Source organism: Alienimonas chondri (assembly GCF_013036045.1).
Classification (GTDB): Bacteria; Planctomycetota; Planctomycetia; order Planctomycetales; family Planctomycetaceae; genus Alienimonas; species Alienimonas chondri.
Window position 1 is genome coordinate 1 of record NZ_WTPX01000099.1, and the last position, 18,315, is coordinate 18,315.

General features: G+C 66.5%; 17 protein-coding genes and 1 tRNA gene. 4 read left to right on the top strand and 14 right to left on the bottom strand.

The features are described 5' to 3' along the window. Positions 1-663: 663 nt before the first annotated feature. Together LzC2_RS14315 and LzC2_RS14320 are read right to left on the bottom strand one after the other, a co-directional pair. Positions 664-1,914 carry a tyrosine-type recombinase/integrase gene (locus LzC2_RS14315; protein WP_171188163.1) on the bottom strand — a complete coding sequence of 417 codons (1,251 nt, stop codon included), beginning with the start codon at positions 1,912-1,914 and terminating at the stop codon, positions 664-666. 124 nt (positions 1,915-2,038) lie between these two features. Then, a tRNA-Val gene (locus LzC2_RS14320) sits at positions 2,039-2,111 on the bottom strand. Positions 2,112-2,350: 239 nt separating this feature from the next. On the opposite strand from LzC2_RS14320, the gene LzC2_RS14325 reads away from it, so the two are divergent. After that, on the top strand, positions 2,351-3,211 hold the full coding sequence (locus LzC2_RS14325; RefSeq protein WP_171188165.1) for a hypothetical protein: 861 nt from the start codon (positions 2,351-2,353) through the stop codon (positions 3,209-3,211). An 11-nt stretch (positions 3,212-3,222) separates the two neighbouring features. Here the strand turns inward: LzC2_RS14325 and LzC2_RS14330 are convergent, their stop codons facing one another. From LzC2_RS14330 to LzC2_RS14360, 7 genes are all read right to left on the bottom strand, one after another. Next, a complete protein-coding gene (locus LzC2_RS14330) occupies positions 3,223-3,489 on the bottom strand; it encodes a hypothetical protein (RefSeq protein WP_171188167.1) in 267 nt (88 codons plus the stop codon). 413 nt (positions 3,490-3,902) lie between these two features. After that, positions 3,903-4,496 carry a hypothetical protein gene (locus LzC2_RS14335; protein WP_171188169.1) on the bottom strand — a complete coding sequence of 198 codons (594 nt, stop codon included), beginning with the start codon at positions 4,494-4,496 and terminating at the stop codon, positions 3,903-3,905. 155 nt (positions 4,497-4,651) lie between these two features. Then, a complete protein-coding gene (locus LzC2_RS14340) occupies positions 4,652-4,933 on the bottom strand; it encodes a DUF427 domain-containing protein (protein WP_171188171.1) in 282 nt (93 codons plus the stop codon). Positions 4,934-5,012: 79 nt separating this feature from the next. Continuing rightward, positions 5,013-6,074, bottom strand: a complete 1,062-nt coding sequence (locus tag LzC2_RS14345) for a lipid II flippase MurJ (protein WP_171188174.1) — start codon at positions 6,072-6,074, stop codon at positions 5,013-5,015. Next, entirely contained in the window at positions 6,071-6,790 is a 720-nt protein-coding gene (locus LzC2_RS14350) for a Uma2 family endonuclease (protein WP_171188176.1), read from the bottom strand. Before LzC2_RS14350 ends, LzC2_RS14345 begins: the two co-directional genes overlap by 4 nt. A 37-nt stretch (positions 6,791-6,827) precedes the next feature. Beyond that, positions 6,828-7,433: a thioredoxin family protein gene (locus tag LzC2_RS22610; protein ID WP_171188179.1), complete on the bottom strand. Its 606-nt coding sequence runs from the start codon at positions 7,431-7,433 to the stop codon at positions 6,828-6,830. A 119-nt stretch (positions 7,434-7,552) separates the two neighbouring features. Next, the gene (locus tag LzC2_RS14360; RefSeq protein WP_171188181.1) at positions 7,553-8,140 is read right to left on the bottom strand and encodes a hypothetical protein; all 588 of its coding nucleotides are present in this window, start codon (positions 8,138-8,140) and stop codon (positions 7,553-7,555) included. 163 nt (positions 8,141-8,303) lie between these two features. Between LzC2_RS14360 and xylA the strand changes: the two genes are divergently transcribed. Further along, entirely contained in the window at positions 8,304-9,620 is a 1,317-nt protein-coding gene (gene xylA, locus LzC2_RS14365; RefSeq protein WP_171188183.1) for a xylose isomerase, read from the top strand. A gap of 297 nt (positions 9,621-9,917) precedes the next feature. Next, positions 9,918-11,078 carry a DUF1559 domain-containing protein gene (locus tag LzC2_RS14370; protein WP_171188185.1) on the top strand — a complete coding sequence of 387 codons (1,161 nt, stop codon included), beginning with the start codon at positions 9,918-9,920 and terminating at the stop codon, positions 11,076-11,078. 131 nt (positions 11,079-11,209) lie between these two features. On the opposite strand, the gene LzC2_RS14375 is transcribed toward LzC2_RS14370, so the two are convergent. The 4 genes from LzC2_RS14375 to LzC2_RS14390 all read right to left on the bottom strand — a co-directional run bounded on the left by LzC2_RS14375 (position 11,210) and on the right by LzC2_RS14390 (position 14,836). Further along, complete coding sequence (locus LzC2_RS14375; RefSeq protein WP_171188187.1) at positions 11,210-12,691, bottom strand: sulfatase; 1,482 nt, start codon at positions 12,689-12,691, stop codon at positions 11,210-11,212. A gap of 83 nt (positions 12,692-12,774) precedes the next feature. Next, on the bottom strand, positions 12,775-13,656 hold the full coding sequence (locus tag LzC2_RS14380) for a menaquinone biosynthesis family protein (protein WP_171188189.1): 882 nt from the start codon (positions 13,654-13,656) through the stop codon (positions 12,775-12,777). Positions 13,657-13,772: 116 nt separating this feature from the next. Beyond that, positions 13,773-14,312: a hypothetical protein gene (locus tag LzC2_RS14385; RefSeq protein ID WP_171188192.1), complete on the bottom strand. Its 540-nt coding sequence runs from the start codon at positions 14,310-14,312 to the stop codon at positions 13,773-13,775. Then, positions 14,309-14,836 carry a hypothetical protein gene (locus LzC2_RS14390; protein WP_171188194.1) on the bottom strand — a complete coding sequence of 176 codons (528 nt, stop codon included), beginning with the start codon at positions 14,834-14,836 and terminating at the stop codon, positions 14,309-14,311. Before LzC2_RS14390 ends, LzC2_RS14385 begins: the two co-directional genes overlap by 4 nt. 345 nt (positions 14,837-15,181) lie before the next feature. Here LzC2_RS14390 and LzC2_RS14395 point away from each other — a divergent pair, with 345 nt between their 5' ends. Then, entirely contained in the window at positions 15,182-16,378 is a 1,197-nt protein-coding gene (locus LzC2_RS14395) for a dipeptidase (protein WP_171188196.1), read from the top strand. A 28-nt stretch (positions 16,379-16,406) separates the two neighbouring features. Here LzC2_RS14395 and LzC2_RS14400 read toward each other — a convergent pair whose 3' ends face one another. Further along, positions 16,407-17,720, bottom strand: coding sequence for a hypothetical protein (locus tag LzC2_RS14400; protein ID WP_171188198.1), 1,314 nt, complete (start codon positions 17,718-17,720; stop codon positions 16,407-16,409). Positions 17,721-18,315 lie beyond the last annotated feature (595 nt).

The window sequence follows — 18,315 nt, forward strand, 5'->3', positions numbered from 1 at the left end:
AGCGCGGCGAGGTCGGCCAGCAGGCCGAGCAGCAGTCGTCCTGCCGCGGCGGCCAGCCGCGGCGGGAGGGAGAATCGGGGCACGGGGCGGCTCCGGCAGGGGAGAGGAAGAAGCGGCCGGCAGCGTCGCCGGCCTCACCCCACAGTGCCGCGAAAGGGGGCGGTCTTTAGAACGTCCCCGAAGACTCAGTCCCGGGCCGGAGCGAACCTGCCCCAGATTCCACGCCCTCTCCCGGCGCCAGGCCTAGATCCCGGACACGCTCCACAAGTTCGCTCCCGCCCGCCACATCATCCGGAGGGCGACCGGCGGATACGAAGCGTAGGCTGATATCTGTTTACGCCATCCCGGCAAACGAACGCGTCTCGATCGTGACTCGAACGACCTCCCTCGCTTCTTTCCGCTCCGACGTCAGCGTGGCCTTCAATACTCCGCGGTCGAAGCTTTACTCGCAGGCCGAGAGGGTCGACGTAAACCCTTGCCAGAGCTGGATATTGACGGTGGCCGGTCCCTCATTGACGTTGGTGGGCGCGAGCGAACGCTTCGGAAACCGGCAGGTGGAATTCAAATGCCTTCCCCCATCCGGCTTTCTGCGGGGTGCAGATCGCATCGGGACCGTGAGGCCGCGATCGCCCCGGTCATCCGTTTCTGGGTTTTCCGATCTGATTACCCGACCTCGGCGGCGATGCGGGCGGCGTTGTCGGCGGAGGCCTGGGCGTAGACTTCAGTGACGCTCCCACCGGCGTGACCGAGAGCGTCCCGGGCGGCGGAGAGACCGAACTTCGCCCTGACCTCCGTGGCGGCGGAATGTCGGAGCCGGTTCGGGGACCACCGCTCCACTTCAGCTTTCTCGCAAGCTCGCTGGATCGCCTGGCGATAGGTCCCCGTGCTGTACTTCTTGCCCGGCGGCCTTTTCGGACTCGCCTTTCGGTTGGTGCCGGGACGGTTCCCGCACGAGTCCGGCGTCTTCCGGGCGGCCCGTTTGGCCGCCAACATCTCAGCGGTCGCGTCCCGCGGCTGGAATAGCGGGTCGTCCTCCCCCCGGCCTTTCGCTGCGTGCGATTCCAAGACCGGAGCGAGAACGGCCCGGCATCGCGGGCCGAAGCAGATGATCCGTACCTTGCCGCGGTGGGCGGTTTTGTGTTCGGCCGGGACGTACCTCCAGTCCTCCGGGTCGGAGCGGTCAATCTCCCGCGGCGTCAGCCGGCAGATCTCCCCGGGGCGGGCCGAACTCCAACGCTGCAGCCGCGCCATCGCCGCGACCGGCCCCCGCAGGAACGGCAGCGCCGCCTCCAGGTGCTCGTCCGGAGCGGGACGGACCGGGGCGGTCTCCTTCGCCCCCGAACGGCCTTTCTTCAGCGGCTCCAGAGCCTCCAACTTCGCGAGGAGGGCGGGATCCACCAACTCGCGGGAAACGCCCCATTTGACGACCCGCTTCACCGCCCCGATCCGGGCGGCGATCGTCGTGCGGGCCAAGCCCGCCGTGATCATCTCCTCCCGGAGGTCCGACAGCCGGACCGGGCCGAACTCCGCCACCGGCGTGGGGCCGTACCGCTCCCGCCACAGCCTCACGTTCAGCCGGAGGTTGTCGAGGGTCGGCGTGGGCCGACTGTCGGCGTCGACGTAGTACTTCTCCGCCCATTCCTTAAACCGAAGCAGCAGCCCGGACACCGTCAGCACTCCATCCGAACTGGCAGGCGGTCGGCAGGCTGCAGGCGTCTGCACGTCGGCGGGCGCCGGGGCGTTGTCAGTCCCCTCGCCACATGACACCTCGGCGACGAACTTCAGGAAGGCCTTTTCCGCCTCCTCTGTGCCGTACTGCCCGAAGTAGTAATCCTTGCCCCGCCAGTGACACCGCGCACGGCCGCTGGCCTTGTGGCGGGAGAGGGTGGGGGCGAGCTTTTTCGGCCGGGGCATCGCGGGACAGTCCGTTGCGCCGGGGTTTCCTGGTCACTTTGACCAGAAAACCCCGCTCGTGAGACTATCCCATCACCCGACGTCGGGGGCCGTATCTGGTACGGCTGGAGGGACTTACGACAATTGGGCGCGGCGGGATTCGAACCTGCGACTTCCACCGTGTGAAGATGGCACTCTAACCACTGAGTTACGCGCCCGTGATCGCCATTCTGGCGACTGCCGACGGACTCGGCAAGGGGACCGACACGCCGGCCGCGGAGTCGGTTCGCATCGCCTCTTCTCCCTCCCGGAACGCCTGCCCGCCTGTCAAGATTTGCGGGCTGGGCAACAAATCGCGACGACAGCGGTGAAAGCGAACGTCGGAACGGCAATGCGTCGATGGATTCTCCTGCGGCGGGCAACCGCCGGCCGTTCCTCTCGTGCAGAGCCGCCCCCCATGTTCCCGACATCGCCCTCATCCCGGTCGACGCCCCCCGGGGGACTCTCCGCGAATCGACGCCCGGGGACCGCGTGGATCGCGGCGGCGTTCGTGCTCAGCGCGGCGCCCTTCGCCGTCGCGCAGGACGCCCCCGCTCCGGAAGTCTACGAGGCGGGCGAGGCCCTCCCGTACCTGGGCGAAGCGCCGGCTCCGTCGCCGTACGCCGGTCCGGTGGAAGGACCGACTTACGACGTCTCCACGCCGCTGCCGGCCCGGCCGGGGGACGCCGAGATCCCCGGGTTCGAGGAGCCGCCGGAATTCGGCGAGGCGCGGGTGCCCGGCCCGCCGCGGCCGGGCATCGAATCGCCGCCCGGCACGCCGTTCTTCGCGGATAGCGAGTACGGCGCCCGGCCCACGCTGGGCGAGCCTTGCTCCCCCTCCGCCGGCCTGCCGCATCGGATGGAGCAGTCCAACCGCTACGGGATCTGGTTCCTGCCCAAGAGCTTCAACGCCCCGAACCGGGCCGTCTATCGGCCGAGCCCGTTTCGCCCGCGGGGGTTCGGCAACCTGTTCGATCGCCCCTGCGTGACCGAGCGGATCGACTACACGCCCTACACCGTCGAAGACCTGCCGAGCCGCTACGGGCCGACCTACTACCCGCACTTCCGCCAGAACAACGAGTGCCTGGTGCGGCCGACCCGTCACTACGACAAGGGGCCGCACGCCGAAAACGCCACCGGCGGCTGCCGGCTGGGTTCGGACTGCCTCACCCCCGTCGGCCACGCCGACTGTCCCGGCTGCCGTCCGGCGGGATTCCTGAAGGCCGCACACGCCGCCCCGGCGGCCTGCCAGTGCGAGGCCTGCCGGGCACGGCACTAACCGCCGCGGGGCTAGTCCCGCGGATCCCAAATTGTGGCGATCTGCGGCTTGAGCTTGGTCAGCTCCGTCTGGCAGAGCTTCTGCACGCCCTCGATCCGTTCCGGGTCTTGGGTGGCGAGTTCGCGAGCGACGTACTCGCGGAAGATCACGTCTTCGTCGATCGCCGCGGACTGGTGATATTCCAGCACGTCCGCACGGACCTGCTCCTGCCACAACACCGCTCCGGCGAGCGTGATGTTGGTCAGCAGCGAATAGGTCAGGAACCCTTTAAGCGTCATGATTTCGGGCTTCGAAGGGGAACCGGCGCGGCGGGGAGCCCGGCGGGCCGAATGGGGGTCGGGGAGGGTGTGGAACGTCCCGAGGAAGGCCGTTCGGTGGGAACCGCCGACGTGGCCGGCGATCTCAGGGAAGTGTGTCGGCCCTCCCCGGGCGCCACCAACCCCGAACGTGACGTGTTCAAGCGCTTTTCATCCAATCGAACCGAGGTTTTTCTCGAACTCTCCCGCCGACGCCCGCTCGAGAGGCGCCTTCGCCGAGATCGTTTGCAATCAGGCGATGAAGGAGGCATTTCGAGGAGATCAACGGAGCGAAAACGCGACGCCGCCACGCCTGCTGCGGGGATGTGCAGTTATGCGGCGCATCGCGACGGGCGAGACAGGCTTGTGATTGCTGATATATGTGACAATGGATGTTACCCGGGGACCGCATCGTCCTCCGCCGGGGAGGAGAGCACATCCGCGATCAGCCAGACGGCCAGCAGCGTGAAGCCCACGCTCAACCACGCGGCCAATGCGGTTCCGGTCATCTCAAACTCCGAGACGCCGACTTCGTACAGGAACCAGGCCAGCGCGGTCCCCAGCAGCACGACGATCCCGGCGAACAATGCCGGCTGCCCCAGCTCCCCGGCGGGGGTCAGCATCGCCCACACCGTGAAGCACAGCGCGATCACGATCACCGGGATGGTCACGAAGAACGGGATCACGGACCGTTCCGGGTCGGACCGGATCAGCGGGGCGTCGTCGAGGAGCGGGTCGGCTTCGACCGGATCCGTGACGACCGTCGCGTCACCGTCGACGTTTTCCGGCAGCGCGACCAAGTCGAGGTCGGCGTTCTCGTCGCGAATCGGATTCGGGTCCAGCAGCGGATCGCGGGCGTCGGTTTCGAGGATGTCTTCTTCCTCCGCCTCCTCCACCGCCGGGTCGAACAGCAGCGGGCTGACGCTGGCCCCCACGGCGGTCAGCCCGGCGAGCAGCACGAGCACCTTGATGATGACGTCGCCGCCCATGGGTCTCGGTTGTTGCGTGATGAGGGGGGTGAGGCGAGGCGCCTCGAGAGCGCATCAGCCTACAACGCCGCGGCCGCCGATCTCACCGGGGCGAACCTGATGCGGCGCCGGTCGATTCACCGGCTCGGGCCGCTGACTCGGGCCGCCGGCTCGCCTCACTCCGTGACCTCCACGCCCTTCCAGAAGGCGACGTGGTCGGCGATCTCCGCGGCGGCGTCCTTGGGGGTGGGGTAGATCCAGGCGGCGTCGGGGTTCGTTTCGCCGGCGACCTCCAGCGTGAAGTAGCTCGCCTCGCCCTTCCACGGGCAGGTGGTCTTCTTCTCAGAAGGCTTGAGGAACTCCCGGCGGACGGCGGCGGGCGGGAAGTAATGATTGCCCTCGACGACCCGGGTGGCGTCGCTCTCGGCAATCGTGTGTCCGTTCCAAACGGCTTTCATCGGTCATCTCCTTGGCTGGGCGAGCGGGGGGCGTCCGCCCCCTGAGTTGCGGGAAGGATTACGAACTCTCGCAGGCGTTCTATCCCCTTCCCCGCCGAACGCCCACCAATTCCCAGACCTCGGTCATGCCTAACAGGCGCGAGGCCGGCACGAACGCGGCCACCGCGGCGGTTACCGCGGCGAGCAATTCCGCCTCCGCGGACCACCCCAATCCGGCCGGACCGCAGAGCGCCCGCACCGCCAGACAGGCCGCCGCGGCGACCCCCGCCCCCGGGCTTAAAGGATAGAGGACGCCGGGGAGCAGTTCGGCGGTCGGCTCGCCCGCCGGCGCCGCGAAGCCCCAGGAGGCGAAACCGTCGATCAGGGAATTGACCTGCGCGACGGATAGTCCCACCAGCGCCGGCGCCACCGCCGCCCGGATCGCGCGAATCGCCGGCCGGGTGCCCGCCGGATCCCAGCGCCAGACGAACCCGCCGCGTTTCAATGCGAACAGCATTAGCGCCATCTGCGCCGCCCCGCCCAGCGAGACCGCCGCGGCGATCTGATAAATGGCTCGCTCCGGAGCGGTTCCCCGCCCGATCGCGATCGCGGCGCCCACGGCGCCGGCGATCCAAAACAGATTTAATAACACCGGGCAGGCCGCCGCCGCGACGAACCGTCCGCGGGCGTGCAGCGCCGCGGCGAGTTGGGCGCCGACGCAGGTGAAGGTCGCCAGCGGCCCGCACGCCGCCGTCAGCCCCCACAGCAGACGCCATTCGTCGTCCAGATCGCCGATCCAGCCCAGCGCCAGGGCGATTAAGACGACTTCGATCGCCAGCGTCGCCAGGCTCAACCCGACGGCCAACCGCCCGACGACCGCCGCGGCGAGGGTGTCGGCGACGCTCTGCCCCCGCTCCTCCCGCGTCTTCACCAACGCCGGCAGCACCGCCGCCGACAACGCCCCCTCCCCCAACAATCGCCGGGCGAGATTGGGCAGACGAAAGGCGACCGTGAAGGCGTCCAACACCGGCCCGGCGCCGAACACCGCCGCCGTCGCCATATCGCGGAACAAGCCCAGCAGGCGCGACACCAACGTCAGCCCCGCCACCGCCGGCGCCCCGGCGAACGTCGTGCGGGTCCGGCCCCGATCCGGCTCCTTCAAGCGACCGATGCAGCGTCGCGGAGGTCGTCGGTGAACAGGTCCGTCAGCTTCATCGCGAAGCCGGGCAGCGCTTCGCCGGCGTCCAGCGTGCCCCCGACCGGGACGGCAATCGATTCATCAGCGGCGGCGGGGTCGAACATTTCCGCGGACTCGGTCAGCGGATCGATCTGCCAGACCCGCACAGTCCCGGCGGCGAAGAAGTTCGCCCGCTTCTGCCGCATCTCGCCTGCGGTGTTGCCGGGGGAGAGGATCTCAACGACGAGGTTCGGAGCAAGCGTCGGATAGCCGGTGCGTGGGAACCGCCCGTCAGGGAACCGGGTGCGGGAGACGTAGGAGACGTCCGGGGCACGCAATCGGGGCGTGACCATCGGCTCGCCTTCGAGGTGAAAGAAGCCGTCGGGGCCGGCGACATAGCCCAGCCGGCGACCGTTCGGACCGCGATGGGCATCCAGCCAGTTTCCCAACAGTCTTGCCAACTCCATCGCCACCTGCGACGCGAACCAACTCACCGCTTTCTCCACCAAGGTTCCATCAAGAATCTCGCAGAGCCGGCCGGTCTCGCGGCGTGCGCATTCCATGTCCTCGACGGTCGCGGTCCCCGGGGGCGGGTCCAGCAGAACCCGCTGCGGATCGATTCCCCCGAACCGGGCGGCGAGCGCGGCACGGGACAACGAACCGACGCGATCTGCGGGCGGCGTGTCGAGCAGAGCGGTCATGGCAGGATTCTAACCGACGGCAGCGGGCGGCGCGGCGTCACTCCGCGGCGGCGGCGCCGCCGACGACGGACGGCTCGGACCCGGCGCCGCCGTGGGCGTTCCGCTTGGCTTTAGCGTCGGCGAGGAACGCGGCGGGACCGCCGCTGGCGTAGCGTTCCTCGTAATGCAGTTCGGCGTACTGCTCGCCGCTCGCGCTGACCAGCAGCACCGTCGGATAGCCGGTCACGCCGAACGATTCCTGAATCTCTTCGTTCCGCGCGACGATCTCCGGCGCCTGCGGCTTCTGCATGGGGAAGTCCAGCAGCACCGGGACGAAATCATCCTGCAGGCGAGACGCCGGGGACTTGGCGAAGACCTCTTTCTCCAACGCCATGCAGGGCGGGCACCAGTCCGAGCCGGTGAACAACAACAGCAGGTCTTTGTTCTCCGCCTCCGCCGTCTGTTTGGCGGCGGCGAGGTCCGTCGTCCACTCGTCAATCGGCATCGGCTCGCCGGTCAGCGCGGCGGCTTCCTCCACCGCGGCGGGATCGGCGAACCCGCCGGAGCCGGAGGTGCAGCCGCCGAACCCCAGCGCCGCGCCGCAGGCGGTCAGCCCGAACAGCAGAGCCGGAACGAACGACACCCGGGGGGCGGGGCGAGACATGGCGAGATCGACGTGGCAACGGGAAACGGAACGCTCCCAGCGTAGTTCCCCCGCACGACCCCGGGAAGATCAGTGCCCCGGTCCCGATCCCCCCATCCTTTACGCCAAAGGCCGGGCGATCACCGCTTGCCCAGCGCCGCGATGATCTCGTTCTCCAACGCCGGATCGCGGCCCAGCGGGATCCATTGGGTCGGGCCGAACTGACCGTAGACCGCTTGTAGTTCGCCATCGAGCGAACTGCGGTTCTGGAAAGTCGCTCCGCCGGTGGTGTTCGCCGTGACGCCGCGGACGTCTTCCATCTCTTTGAAAACCCGGATCGTCACCTCGTACGCGTCCGGGCCGAACTCCCCCTCGACCGGGCGGACCGAGGCGATCACGCGACGGCGGGTGCTTTGGAGGGTGTCTTCGAGGCGATTGGCGAAGCCGACGCTGTCGCCCCGCCAGACCTCGCCGACGCTGCTGCCGACCACCCAGACGGTCTCGATCGTGCCGTCGAGTTTGTTCTCGTCCGCCGTGCGAAAGCCGAAGCGATGCAGCGTGGAGACGGTGGATTCCCACGCCGCCTCGCGGTCCGGCGTGAGCATCACGCGCGACGGCGCCGGGGCGTCCGGCGGCCGGACCGCCACGGCGCTGCACCCCGTCAGCGCCGCGCACAACGCGGCGCACGACGCGGCGAACAGGGGGCGAGAGGCGGAAGGCGGGCGCACGCGGTCCATCTAGCACCTCATCGGCGCTTGGGGAATGCGAGGATCGGGATTCCCCCTTCGCAAGCCAAGCGACGCCTCGCGGACCAAGCCGGACGCATGCGTCCGGCTTAGCGAAGGGTTATCCTCCGCCCCGTTCGCCTCCCGTTTCGATCGATTTCTGCCGATGTCCGCCGTTTATTTCCCCGAAGTCGCCGACCCGATCGCCTACGAAGGCCCGGACAGCAAGAACCCGCTCGCCTTCCGGCATTATAACCCCGACGAAGTCGTCGAGGGGCAGTCGATGAAGGAGCTGTTCCGGTTCGCCGTCTCCTACTGGCACACGTTCCGCGGGACCGGCAGCGACCCGTTCGGCCCCGGCACCGCCCAACGGCCGTGGGAAGACGGCACGGACAGCGTGGAGATGGACCTCAAACGCGTCGACGTCGCGTTCGAGTTTATTCAGAAGCTGGGGGCGCCCTTCTATTGCTTCCACGACCGCGACGTCAGCGGCGCCGGGGCGGACCTCAAGGAGACCAACGCCCGGTTCGACAAGGTCGCCGCCAAGTTGAAGGAGAAGCAGGGGGAGACCGGCATCAAGCTGCTGTGGGGCACGGCGAACCTGTTCAGCCACCCGCGTTATATGCACGGCGCCGCCACCAGCCCGAACGCCGGGGTGTTCGCGCATGCGGGCGCCCAGGTGAAGAAGGCGATCGAGGTCACGCAGGAACTCGGCGGAGAGAACTACGTCTTCTGGGGCGGCCGGGAGGGCTACTTCAATCTGTATAACACCGACATGAAGCGGGAGCTGCATCACCTCGCCAAGTTCATGCATATGGCGGTGGACTACGCCAAGGAGATCGGCTTCGACGGGCAGTTCCTGTTCGAGCCGAAGCCCAAGGAGCCGACGAAGCACCAATACGACTTCGACGTCGCCGCCTGTATGAACTTCCTGCGGGTCTCCGGGCTGGAGGACAAGGTCAAAATGAACATCGAGGCGAACCACGCCACCCTGGCGGGGCACTCGATGATGCACGAGCTGGAATACGCCCGCATTCAAAACGCGCTGGGCAGCGTGGACGCCAATACCGGCGACGCCCTGCTGGGCTGGGACACCGACCAGTTCCCGACCGACTTCTACCTCACCACGCAGTGCATGCTGGTGATCCTGGAGAACGGCGGTCTGGCCCCCGGCGGATTGAACTTCGACGCCAAGGTCCGGCGTGAGAGTTTTGAGCCGATCGACCTGTTCCACGCCCACATCGGCGGGATGGACGCCTTCGCGAAGGGCGCCAAGATCGCCGCGGCGATTCGCAAAGACGGCGTGTTGAAGGACTTCGTCAAGGATCGCTATTCCAGCTACGACGACGGACTGGGCGCGAAGATCGAAGCCGGCGAGGCCACCTTCGCCGACTGCGAAGCCTGGGTGAACGAGCACGGCGAACCGACGATCGCCAGCGGCCGGCAGGAACTGCTGGAAAACGTCGTCAACCGTTATATCTGAATCGCCACATCGGAACGGCCGCCCCCGAGGCGGTTGGTTCGCACGCTTTTGAGAACGGCTCGACGCTTCGGCGTCGGGCCGTTCTTTTTTGCGACGTGACGCATCGTTCACCCGGCGGACCCTGACCTTGATATGCGGACCCCGCCGGACTCCTACAATCATAGGAGAACATTGCATCGGCGTTCCCCCATAGATATCATGAATCGATACGTCGCGGCCGGGTTGTCAGAGCTTTCGTCCCCGGTTTGAGCGGCCTCTCCCCTCGTCCCTCATTTTCCCTCGGGACCGCTCCCCTCCATGTCTCGCCCCTTTTCTGCCGTCGCGCAGAAGTCGCTGTCGTCCCACGTTCGCCGGGCCGGCTTTACGCTGATCGAACTGCTGGTGGTCATCGCGATCATCGCGATCCTGGTTTCACTATTGCTGCCCGCCGTGCAGCAGGCCCGCGAAGCGGCTCGCCGCAGCCAGTGCCAAAATAACCTGAAGCAGATCGGGTTGGCGATGCACAATTATCACGGTGCTTTTAATACGTTCCCCACGGCCCGCGGCGGGACGCAGGTCGATAACGCGACTCTCTACGGCGCGGCGCCGGGCGCCACGGAGTCCTCCAATTCCTCTCGCTTGGCGTGGACCGTCGGGCTGCTGCCCTATCTGGACCAGACGGCGCTGTGGAACCAAATCAGCAAGCCGCTGGCGGTGAAGGCGGACGGCACGGTTCAGACCCCGGCGTTCGCCCCGATGGGCCCCCGCCCGTGGGCGACGACCTACGGTCCGTGGCTGGTGCAGGTGCCCGCCCTGCTGTGCCCGACCGACGGCGCCCCGGTGGTCAGCCAGGCCGACACCAACTATGCCGTCAACTGGGGCGACAACGGCCGCGGCAACGGCGCCAGCAACCTCACGTCCCCCCAATCCACGAACCGCGGCCCGTTCGGCTACTTCGCCTGGCGCGGTCTCCGCGATCTGCGGGACGGCACGACCAGCACGATTCTGGTCGGCGAGATCGGCCGTGGCGACGGCTCGCGGCGCTACATCGGCCGCGTCGCTCGCAACACCGGGTACAGCGACTCCATTAACCTCAACCCGAAGGCGAACTGCCTGGATATTGTCTCCGACGTCAACGATCCGGGCAACTACGCCGCGTCCGTCACCGTGATGTTCGACCGCGGCAGTCGCTGGATCGACGGCGCCGCCTCCCACAGCGGGTTCAATACGATCCTGCCGCCGAACAGTCCGAGCTGCATGCAGAACAACGACGATAGCGGCCTCGGCGTGATCTCCGCCGGCAGCCACCACAGCGGCGGCGCCCAGTTCGTGCTCGGCGACGGCAGCGTGAAGTTCATCTCCGAAACGATCGACGCCGGCACCCAGACCGCCGCGGTCAAGACCAGCGGCGCCAGCAACTACGGCACCTGGGGCGCCCTCGGCACCCGTGACGGCGGCGAAGTCCTCGGCGAATTCTGAGCCTCGCTTGCCCAGCGATTCGCACGTTCGACCCGCAGTCGAACGCCGACGGCCGGTCCCGGATCTTCCGGGGCCGGCCGTTTGCGTTGATTCGCCTCGCGGACCGTCGCATCAGGCCGGTCGAACGCTCCTTATTTCGCCCCGACTTCCACCGGCATCTTGGCGTTCATCTCCCGCTGCCAGTCCCGCAGGGCGGTGCGAAGTTCGGCCAGCTTCTCCGGTCGTTCTTCGGACAGATCGTTCAATTCGCCCGGGTCTTTGCCGAGGTGATAGAGTTCCGCGGAGTCCGTTTCATAAAACTCGATCACCTTCCAATCCCCGCGCCGCAGCGATGCGCCGGGCGTCCAGGCGCTGCCGTGGTAGTGCGGGTAATGCCAGACGAGATCCCGCGGTTCGAGATCGCCGGAGCCGTTTAACACCGGGGCGAGGGAGACGCCGTCGACGTGGAGTTCCGGCCGGGCCTTCAAGCCGCACAGATCGAGCACGGTGGGGAACAGGTCGGTGCTGAAGGCGACCTGCTGGCTGATCTGTCCGGCCTGCACGCCGGGGCCGGCGATGATCAGCGGCTCGCGCACGCCGCCCTCGTACAGCCAACCCTTGCCGGATCGCAGGGGGAGGTTGCTGGTGGGACCGATGCGGGTTTGACCGTTCCGTCCTCGGGGCAGCGTGCACAGGCCGCCGTTGTCGCTGAAGAAGATCACGACCGTATTGTCCCGCACGCCCTGATTCTCAAGCGTGTTCAAGACTTTGCCGACCGCGCGGTCCACCGCGGCGACCATGCTGGCGTACGCCGGGAGATCCTGCCGCCCCCGAGAAGCCGCCTCGTTTCCGCCGCCGTCTTCGAGGATCACCGGCGTCTCGCCCTCCAGCCGCGTCGCGGCTTCCTCGAACCCGGCGACGGTCTGTTCGTCCGCGGTGATCGGGGTGTGCACGTTATAGAAGCTCAGCATGGCGAAGAACGGTTTGCCCGCTTCGCCCTGCTCCCCGCCCGTTGCGTTCTGAACATACGCGGCGGTCTCGTCGGAGAGCCGATCGGTGAGGTACTCGCCGTCGGCGCGGGCGGTCAGCGTGGGGTTCGTCCAGGGGGCGTAATACCCGCCCGGCGGGGAGCCTTTATGATTCCCGCCGATATTGAAGTCGAACCCCTGCTCCGTCGGCCAATGTCCTTCGTCGCCGAGGTGCCACTTGCCGGCGAAGAACGTGCCGTAGCCCTCTTCCTTCAACGTCTCCGCGAGCGTGACTTCCTCCAGTGCCAGTTCGTTGCGGTCGTCGACGTGTTGGAACCGTCCTTTGCGGCGGGCGCCGGGGATCCAGTCGGTAATATCGACCCGCACCGGATGCCGGCCGGTCATGATGCTGGCCCGCGTGGGGCTGCACACTGGGCAGGCCGCGTAGGCCTGGGCGAACCGCGTCCCGGAGGCGGCGAGGGCGTCGATATTCGGCGTTTCATAAAACGTGCTGCCGGTGCACCCCAGGTCGTTCGCCCCCAGGTCGTCCACCAGGAACAGCACCACGTTCGGCGGCCCCGCTTCGCCGTCGCCGCGAGGCGACGCGCCCGCGGCGTTCCCCACGACGAACAACATCGGGACCAGGGCGAGCGATAATCGGAGCATCGGATCGGGCGCGGGCGGTGAACGGAAGCGACCCGAACGCGGGACGCGTCCGGGTCGCTGGAACGTCGTTCAGCCTGACGACCTCACCCCACGAACTCCACCTCGGCCGGCTCGGGGATCACGCCGGCTTCGTGGCCGCGTTTCAACAGTTCCCGCACCGCGGCCCGGCCGCGATCGCCGAAGTCCAACGTCCAGTCGTTGACGTACATCTGAACGAATTCATCGTTCCGCGTATCGTCCAGCCCGCGGCCCCACTTGGCCGCGTATTCCAGCGCCTCGGCCCGATTCTCGAGGCCATATTGAATCGACTGCTTGAGGATCGCGGTGACCTCGTTCATCGTCTCGGCGCCCAGATCCTTGCGGATCGCGTTGCAGCCCAGCGGCAGCGGCAGGCCGGTCTCCTGCTGGAACCAAACGCCGGTGTCGACCACCAGGTGCAGCCCCTGATCCGGGTAGGTCAGCTGGCCTTCATGAATGACGAGGCCGGCGTCGAACTCGCCGCTTTCGACCACGTCGAGCATCGTATCGAAGTCGCGGACCTCGTATTCAAAGTCGTCGCCGAGGATCAGCTTGAGGCTCAGGAACGCCGTCGTCAGCGTCCCCGGCACGGCGATCCGCTTGCCGCGGAGGTCGTCCACCGACCACGCTTCCCGAGCCACGACCCGCGGCCCGTAGCCGTCGCCCATGCTCGCCCCGCAGTTGCAGATGGCGTATTTGTCGGTCAGGTGGGCCATCCCGTGCAGGCTGACGGCCGTCAGCTCCAGCAGGTCGGTCCCTTCGAGCGCCCGGCGGTTGAGCGTCTCGATATCCACCAGATCATGCGTGAACCGATACCCCGGCGTGGGGATCTTGTCGTTGGCGAGTGCATGAAACATGAACGCATCGTCCGGGTCCGGGCTATGCCCGACACGGATGAGCTTCTCCCCCGAAGCAGCGGGGGGTTCGACGGCGGCGGCAGAACGCATGAGGGGCAGCGACGGGGCAGAATCACGGGGGAACGCGGCGAGAACCGCGTGCGGGCGGAGAGCGTAACGCAGCAAGCGATTCGCTTCGCCGTCGACGTTCAGTTCAAGCAGCCAAGCTACGCCGACACACTGCTTCCGCAATCCCTAGCCAACTTTCCAGGCATGTCAAACCCCAACCCTGGCCGCAAGCCAGTGGGGGACTTCAGATCTATCTCTGGATCCTTGTCTAACGTGACAAGCTTGTCACGCCCCTCATCTGACAGCAGACCCACCGCATGCTGCTCGAACGTCCGCAGTCGTTTCTTCACAAGCCGGTCGATGATACGGTCAGGAGGCAAGTAATCGCGGAACGACTGACGAACCCCATCGGCTCTAAGGTACCTCGCCAACATTGAAGCTGTCATCAGCGGATTATAGCTAGTAGCCAATTTACCGCCGAGCAGTCTAGCATCCTTGAGCGAGGTCAGACGTGAATGATGATTCGAAGAGTTTTGACAGAACGGCTGTGCGGAAAACACAGCCTCCGCGACCTGCACTGCTTTGTAGAAGCTTACGGTAGCGATCCACTCCGGAACCTCTGCCGAAGTGGGCAGAAGCACCTTCAGAGCTTGGTGATTTCGATTCGCCAATTCGACGTGATCCAACTCTGCGCTCACCTCTTCTCCGCCTCCTGACGAGACCCATCGCCAGCGTGGGTTAAGCAGAACTCTCGATCGAGAAAGTCACTTAAGACTGATTTAGAGACAGCGGGAACCGCCATCACATTTAGACGTATTAGATTCAGATCTTGATCATGATGCAAACGGAGGTCGAGCTCAGAGAGCCGATCCTCAAAATCCGGATCGCATTCCATCTTTTCCATTACAGCGACAAACAACAGAGCTTCGTCACGGATAGTGAGATATGCCCCCTTCAAAGAAGACTCTGATCGCACCCAGACATCAAGCTCTTTCTGTAAAACTCTAAACTGCCGTTCGAACTGCTCCTGCCGCGAGGCCACTCGCAGGTATTCGATCGCCTTATGCAAGCGGATCGTAAACCGATCCTCACCTTCGGTTTCGACAGTTACATGTGCTCCATCCCGCGACGGCGTCATTGCAAGGAACGGCCGGCGGTCATCTGGCCGGTCGGCGGGTGGCGTAGCGGCCGGAAGGGCGACAGACACAGTTATGGTGGACACCTGAACTGGATGAACGCGTGTACGTCACAGGCGTACACTGAATGAGTGTACGAATTTCGGCATGGTGCTGTCAATCGACAACCGGCTCACTCGCTGCACACGGGTGAGAGCAAGATCGGCATCGACACCCTGCTGTCACAAGTCTCACTTTCGGATCTTTTGTACTACGCTCGCGTGCAGTGTGTGGTACTGGCGTCCTGTCAGCACTGTGTAGAGGTGGCAGTTGTTCCCGCCCTGCATGGCGAAACACGCCGCTCTCGTCGGTATGACGAACCGTGAACAGTTTCGTTCCCCATCGCCAGTGCAACTGCCCGCCGGCCGGCGGGCACCGGTACCATTGTGGGCATGAATCTCGCCGCCCTGTTGCTCGCCGCCGCCTTCGCCCCGCCGGCCGCCGCTGACGACGACGACCGGGGACCGATCGTCGTCTCGCCCGCCGCCGCCGCCCTGCACCGCACGCTGCTGGTGGCGGACGGACACAACGATCTGCCTTGGAAGATCCGCAAGGACTTCGGTTCCGACTTCTCGCAGTTTGATCTCGCCGCGGGCGTTCCGAGCCTGCACACGGATATTCCCCGGCTGCGGGAGGGCGGGGTCGGGCTGCAATTCTGGAGCGTCTACGTCCCCGCCCAGCAGCGCGGAGCGGCGACGGCGGTGTTCGAGCAGATCGCGATCGTCAAGGAGATGATCCGCCGGCACCCGGACGTCTTCGCCTTCTGCCGGACCGCGGAGGAGGTGGAAGCCGCTCGGGCCGAGGGGAAGATCGCCTCGCTGATCGGGATGGAGGGCGGGCATGCGCTGGAGAACTCGCTCGGCCTGTTGGCGAAGTTCCGCGAAGCCGGGGCGGCCTATATGACGCTGACGCACTCCGCCACGCTCGACTGGGCCGACAGCGCCACCGACGACCCCAAAAGCGACGGCCTGAGCCCCTTCGGCGTCGAGGTGGTCCGGGAAATGAACCGGCTCGGCATGTTGGTGGACCTCTCGCACGTCTCCCCGGCAACGATGCACGACGCCCTCGATGCGACGACCGCCCCGGTGATCTTCAGCCACTCCTCCGCCCGGGCCGTGGCCGATCATCCCCGCAACGTGCCGGACGACGTCTTGAAGCGCCTGCCGGCGAACGGCGGGGTGGTGATGGTCAACTTCTACAGCGCCTTCGTGGTGCCCGAAGCCGTCGAAGAACAGGCGGAGATCTACGCGATTCGCCGCGACGCGGAGGCCCGCTACCCGGACGACGAGGACGCCCGCGATCGCATCGAGCGGGAGTGGCGCAAAGCCCATCCGATCCTCCCCGGCACGATCCACGACGTGCTGGACCATATCGACCACCTGGCGAAAGTCGCCGGGGCGGAGCACGTCGGGCTGGGCGGAGACTACGACGGCGTCTCGACGCTGCCGGCGGGGCTGGAGGACGTCGCCGGCTACCCCCGCATCACCCAGGGTCTGCTGGACCGCGGTTATACCGAGGCCCAGATCCGCGGGATCATGGGCGACAACGCGCTGCGGGCGTTACGAGCCGCCGTCGCCGCCGCCGAGTGAACGGCGCCCGACGGTCGGCGCTCCGCTATCAACCCTTCTCCTCATGAACCGCCGCGAACTCCGGCTTGGTGTCGATCAGGATCTCCAGGACGGCCTGTCGATCGGCGGGCGTCATCCGGGGATCATCCTCCCCATTCTCCTGGCCGGTGAGAACGGCGTGCAGCTTTGAGAGAATCAGGCCGCGGACTTCGTCCGGCAGGGCGTCGAAGGCGTCGGAATAGATCAGGTAGCTGCAAGGATATTTGAACATCCGCGTTTCGAGATCCAATTCCCGCAGCGACCGGCCCCGGGCGTCGCGCGGGCCGCGGGCGGCGAAGTCCTTGGCGAATCGGCTGGTCCCCGCGATCGGCGAAGTGAGCGGGAACTCGTCACGGAACAGCAGATATTCGACCGCCTGATCCGCCGCCGAGTCGATCCGTCGGCGGCTCGTGGCGCTGACGTAGTCGGCGGGGCGATCGAGCGCCTCGTTCATCACAGACGACTGGTGCAGCGCCCGCCGGGTTTCATAGTTCGCCCAGGCGAGGGCGTTGTGCATCTGCGTTTGATGCTCCATCACCATCAACGCCACGATGTCGCTGTGCGGCGAGAGATACGGCTCGGTCGAAACGAGACCCTCCAACGACGTGACGTTTGCCCCCGCTTCGCGGTCCAGATCGCGTTCCCGTTTGTTATAGATCACGTTGCCCATATGGCGCAGATCGCCGTGCGTGCCGGTGACGTACCAGCCGCCCCAGCGTTCGTGCAGCGGGCTGGCGTGATCGGTCGTGAACGTCCCACTGCCGAACTCCGGCTGCCCCCCGGCGTCGGCGAACACGCTGCGAATCAGGTACCCGGGGACGTTCTGCGTGCGGGTGGAGGAATGACAGGTCAGGCAATTGCCGCGGTCGCGAATGAACTTAGGCGGTTCGTCCTCGGATTGCTCCAGCGTATAAAAGGTCGCGCCCTGCTTTGCATCCGTCGCGGCTAATTCGAGGACTTTGCCGCGCTGATTGTACCCGATATAGACGTCGTCGTTGAAGTAGATCGCCCGCGGCGTCCGCGGCGAGATATCATTCCGCTGCATGCTGGTCTTGGAGAACACCAGCGTCTGCGAACTGACCGGCACGTCCAACGCGTCGAGGACGCTCTTGAGGTACCCGTGCTCCCCGTCGAACGTCAGCTCGGCCTCCCCGGCGTCGATCGCCCGCGACAACCGGGCGACCCGATCATGAACCTCCGCCGTCTCATAATGGATCGGCGCCCCGCTATAATCATCCCGCTGAGCCGCCGCCGCCGGCGCGTTCAAGACGACCGCCAGCGCCGCGAGCAGGCACGATTGCGAGTTCCAGATGCAGCGTGACATCGGCGGCCCCGAATGAAATCGGTTGGGGATGGGAGAATGCGTCGCGAAGCATGGACCGACGCTGGGACGCCGGACGATCGGCGACCGAACAGCGTACAGACCCACAACCTGCATGTCGAGGTGCAGTAATAGGCCGAGTGCCATGCTCTCACCGGCCGACGCAGCGGCAGCGGAGTCGGGCGGGGTGAGCATGCGGGGTGACGTACGACCTCGGAGAGCGGGGCCGCGTCTCCCTCCATGCTCACCCGCCTTCGCTGTCGCTACGGCGTGAGAGCATGCCACCCCTCGGTTCGCAGTTCGTACGCCGAACCTCTTGTCCGATCAGAGGTTCCGACAAAATAGGTCCCGATCCTCCATAGGGTGAGGGGCCGTCGTTCCCGCCCGCACCCGGATGCGGGCGGCCGTCGGCTTCCTCGCGGGACGAGCGACGCGGCCGACGTGGGTGACGGACGCCGCGGACCTCGCCCCCGCGTCATTCAGCTTGCGCAGTTGAGCGACGCGATCCGCCCCCCGCCCGTCGGCACGGACGCCGACCCCGTCGCGCGGTGGTCCGGGAGAGCCAGCGAACCGGTTCCGATGAGGGACCGGCTTCGCC

Excerpts from the sequence above, each read along its gene's own strand:
- LzC2_RS14315 (WP_171188163.1), bottom strand. The coding sequence starts at position 1,914 with ATGCCCCGGCCGAAAAAGCTCGCCCCCACCCTCTCCCGCCACAAGGCC.
- LzC2_RS14325 (WP_171188165.1), top strand. The coding sequence starts at position 2,351 with ATGTTCCCGACATCGCCCTCATCCCGGTCGACGCCCCCCGGGGGACTC.
- LzC2_RS14330 (WP_171188167.1), bottom strand. The coding sequence starts at position 3,489 with ATGACGCTTAAAGGGTTCCTGACCTATTCGCTGCTGACCAACATCACG.
- LzC2_RS14335 (WP_171188169.1), bottom strand. The coding sequence starts at position 4,496 with ATGGGCGGCGACGTCATCATCAAGGTGCTCGTGCTGCTCGCCGGGCTG.
- LzC2_RS14340 (WP_171188171.1), bottom strand. The coding sequence starts at position 4,933 with ATGAAAGCCGTTTGGAACGGACACACGATTGCCGAGAGCGACGCCACC.
- LzC2_RS14350 (WP_171188176.1), bottom strand. The coding sequence starts at position 6,790 with ATGACCGCTCTGCTCGACACGCCGCCCGCAGATCGCGTCGGTTCGTTG.
- LzC2_RS22610 (WP_171188179.1), bottom strand. The coding sequence starts at position 7,433 with ATGTCTCGCCCCGCCCCCCGGGTGTCGTTCGTTCCGGCTCTGCTGTTC.
- xylA (WP_171188183.1), top strand. The coding sequence starts at position 8,304 with ATGTCCGCCGTTTATTTCCCCGAAGTCGCCGACCCGATCGCCTACGAA.
- LzC2_RS14370 (WP_171188185.1), top strand. The coding sequence starts at position 9,918 with ATGTCTCGCCCCTTTTCTGCCGTCGCGCAGAAGTCGCTGTCGTCCCAC.
- LzC2_RS14375 (WP_171188187.1), bottom strand. The coding sequence starts at position 12,691 with ATGCTCCGATTATCGCTCGCCCTGGTCCCGATGTTGTTCGTCGTGGGG.
- LzC2_RS14380 (WP_171188189.1), bottom strand. The coding sequence starts at position 13,656 with ATGCGTTCTGCCGCCGCCGTCGAACCCCCCGCTGCTTCGGGGGAGAAG.
- LzC2_RS14395 (WP_171188196.1), top strand. The coding sequence starts at position 15,182 with ATGAATCTCGCCGCCCTGTTGCTCGCCGCCGCCTTCGCCCCGCCGGCC.
- LzC2_RS14400 (WP_171188198.1), bottom strand. The coding sequence starts at position 17,720 with ATGTCACGCTGCATCTGGAACTCGCAATCGTGCCTGCTCGCGGCGCTG.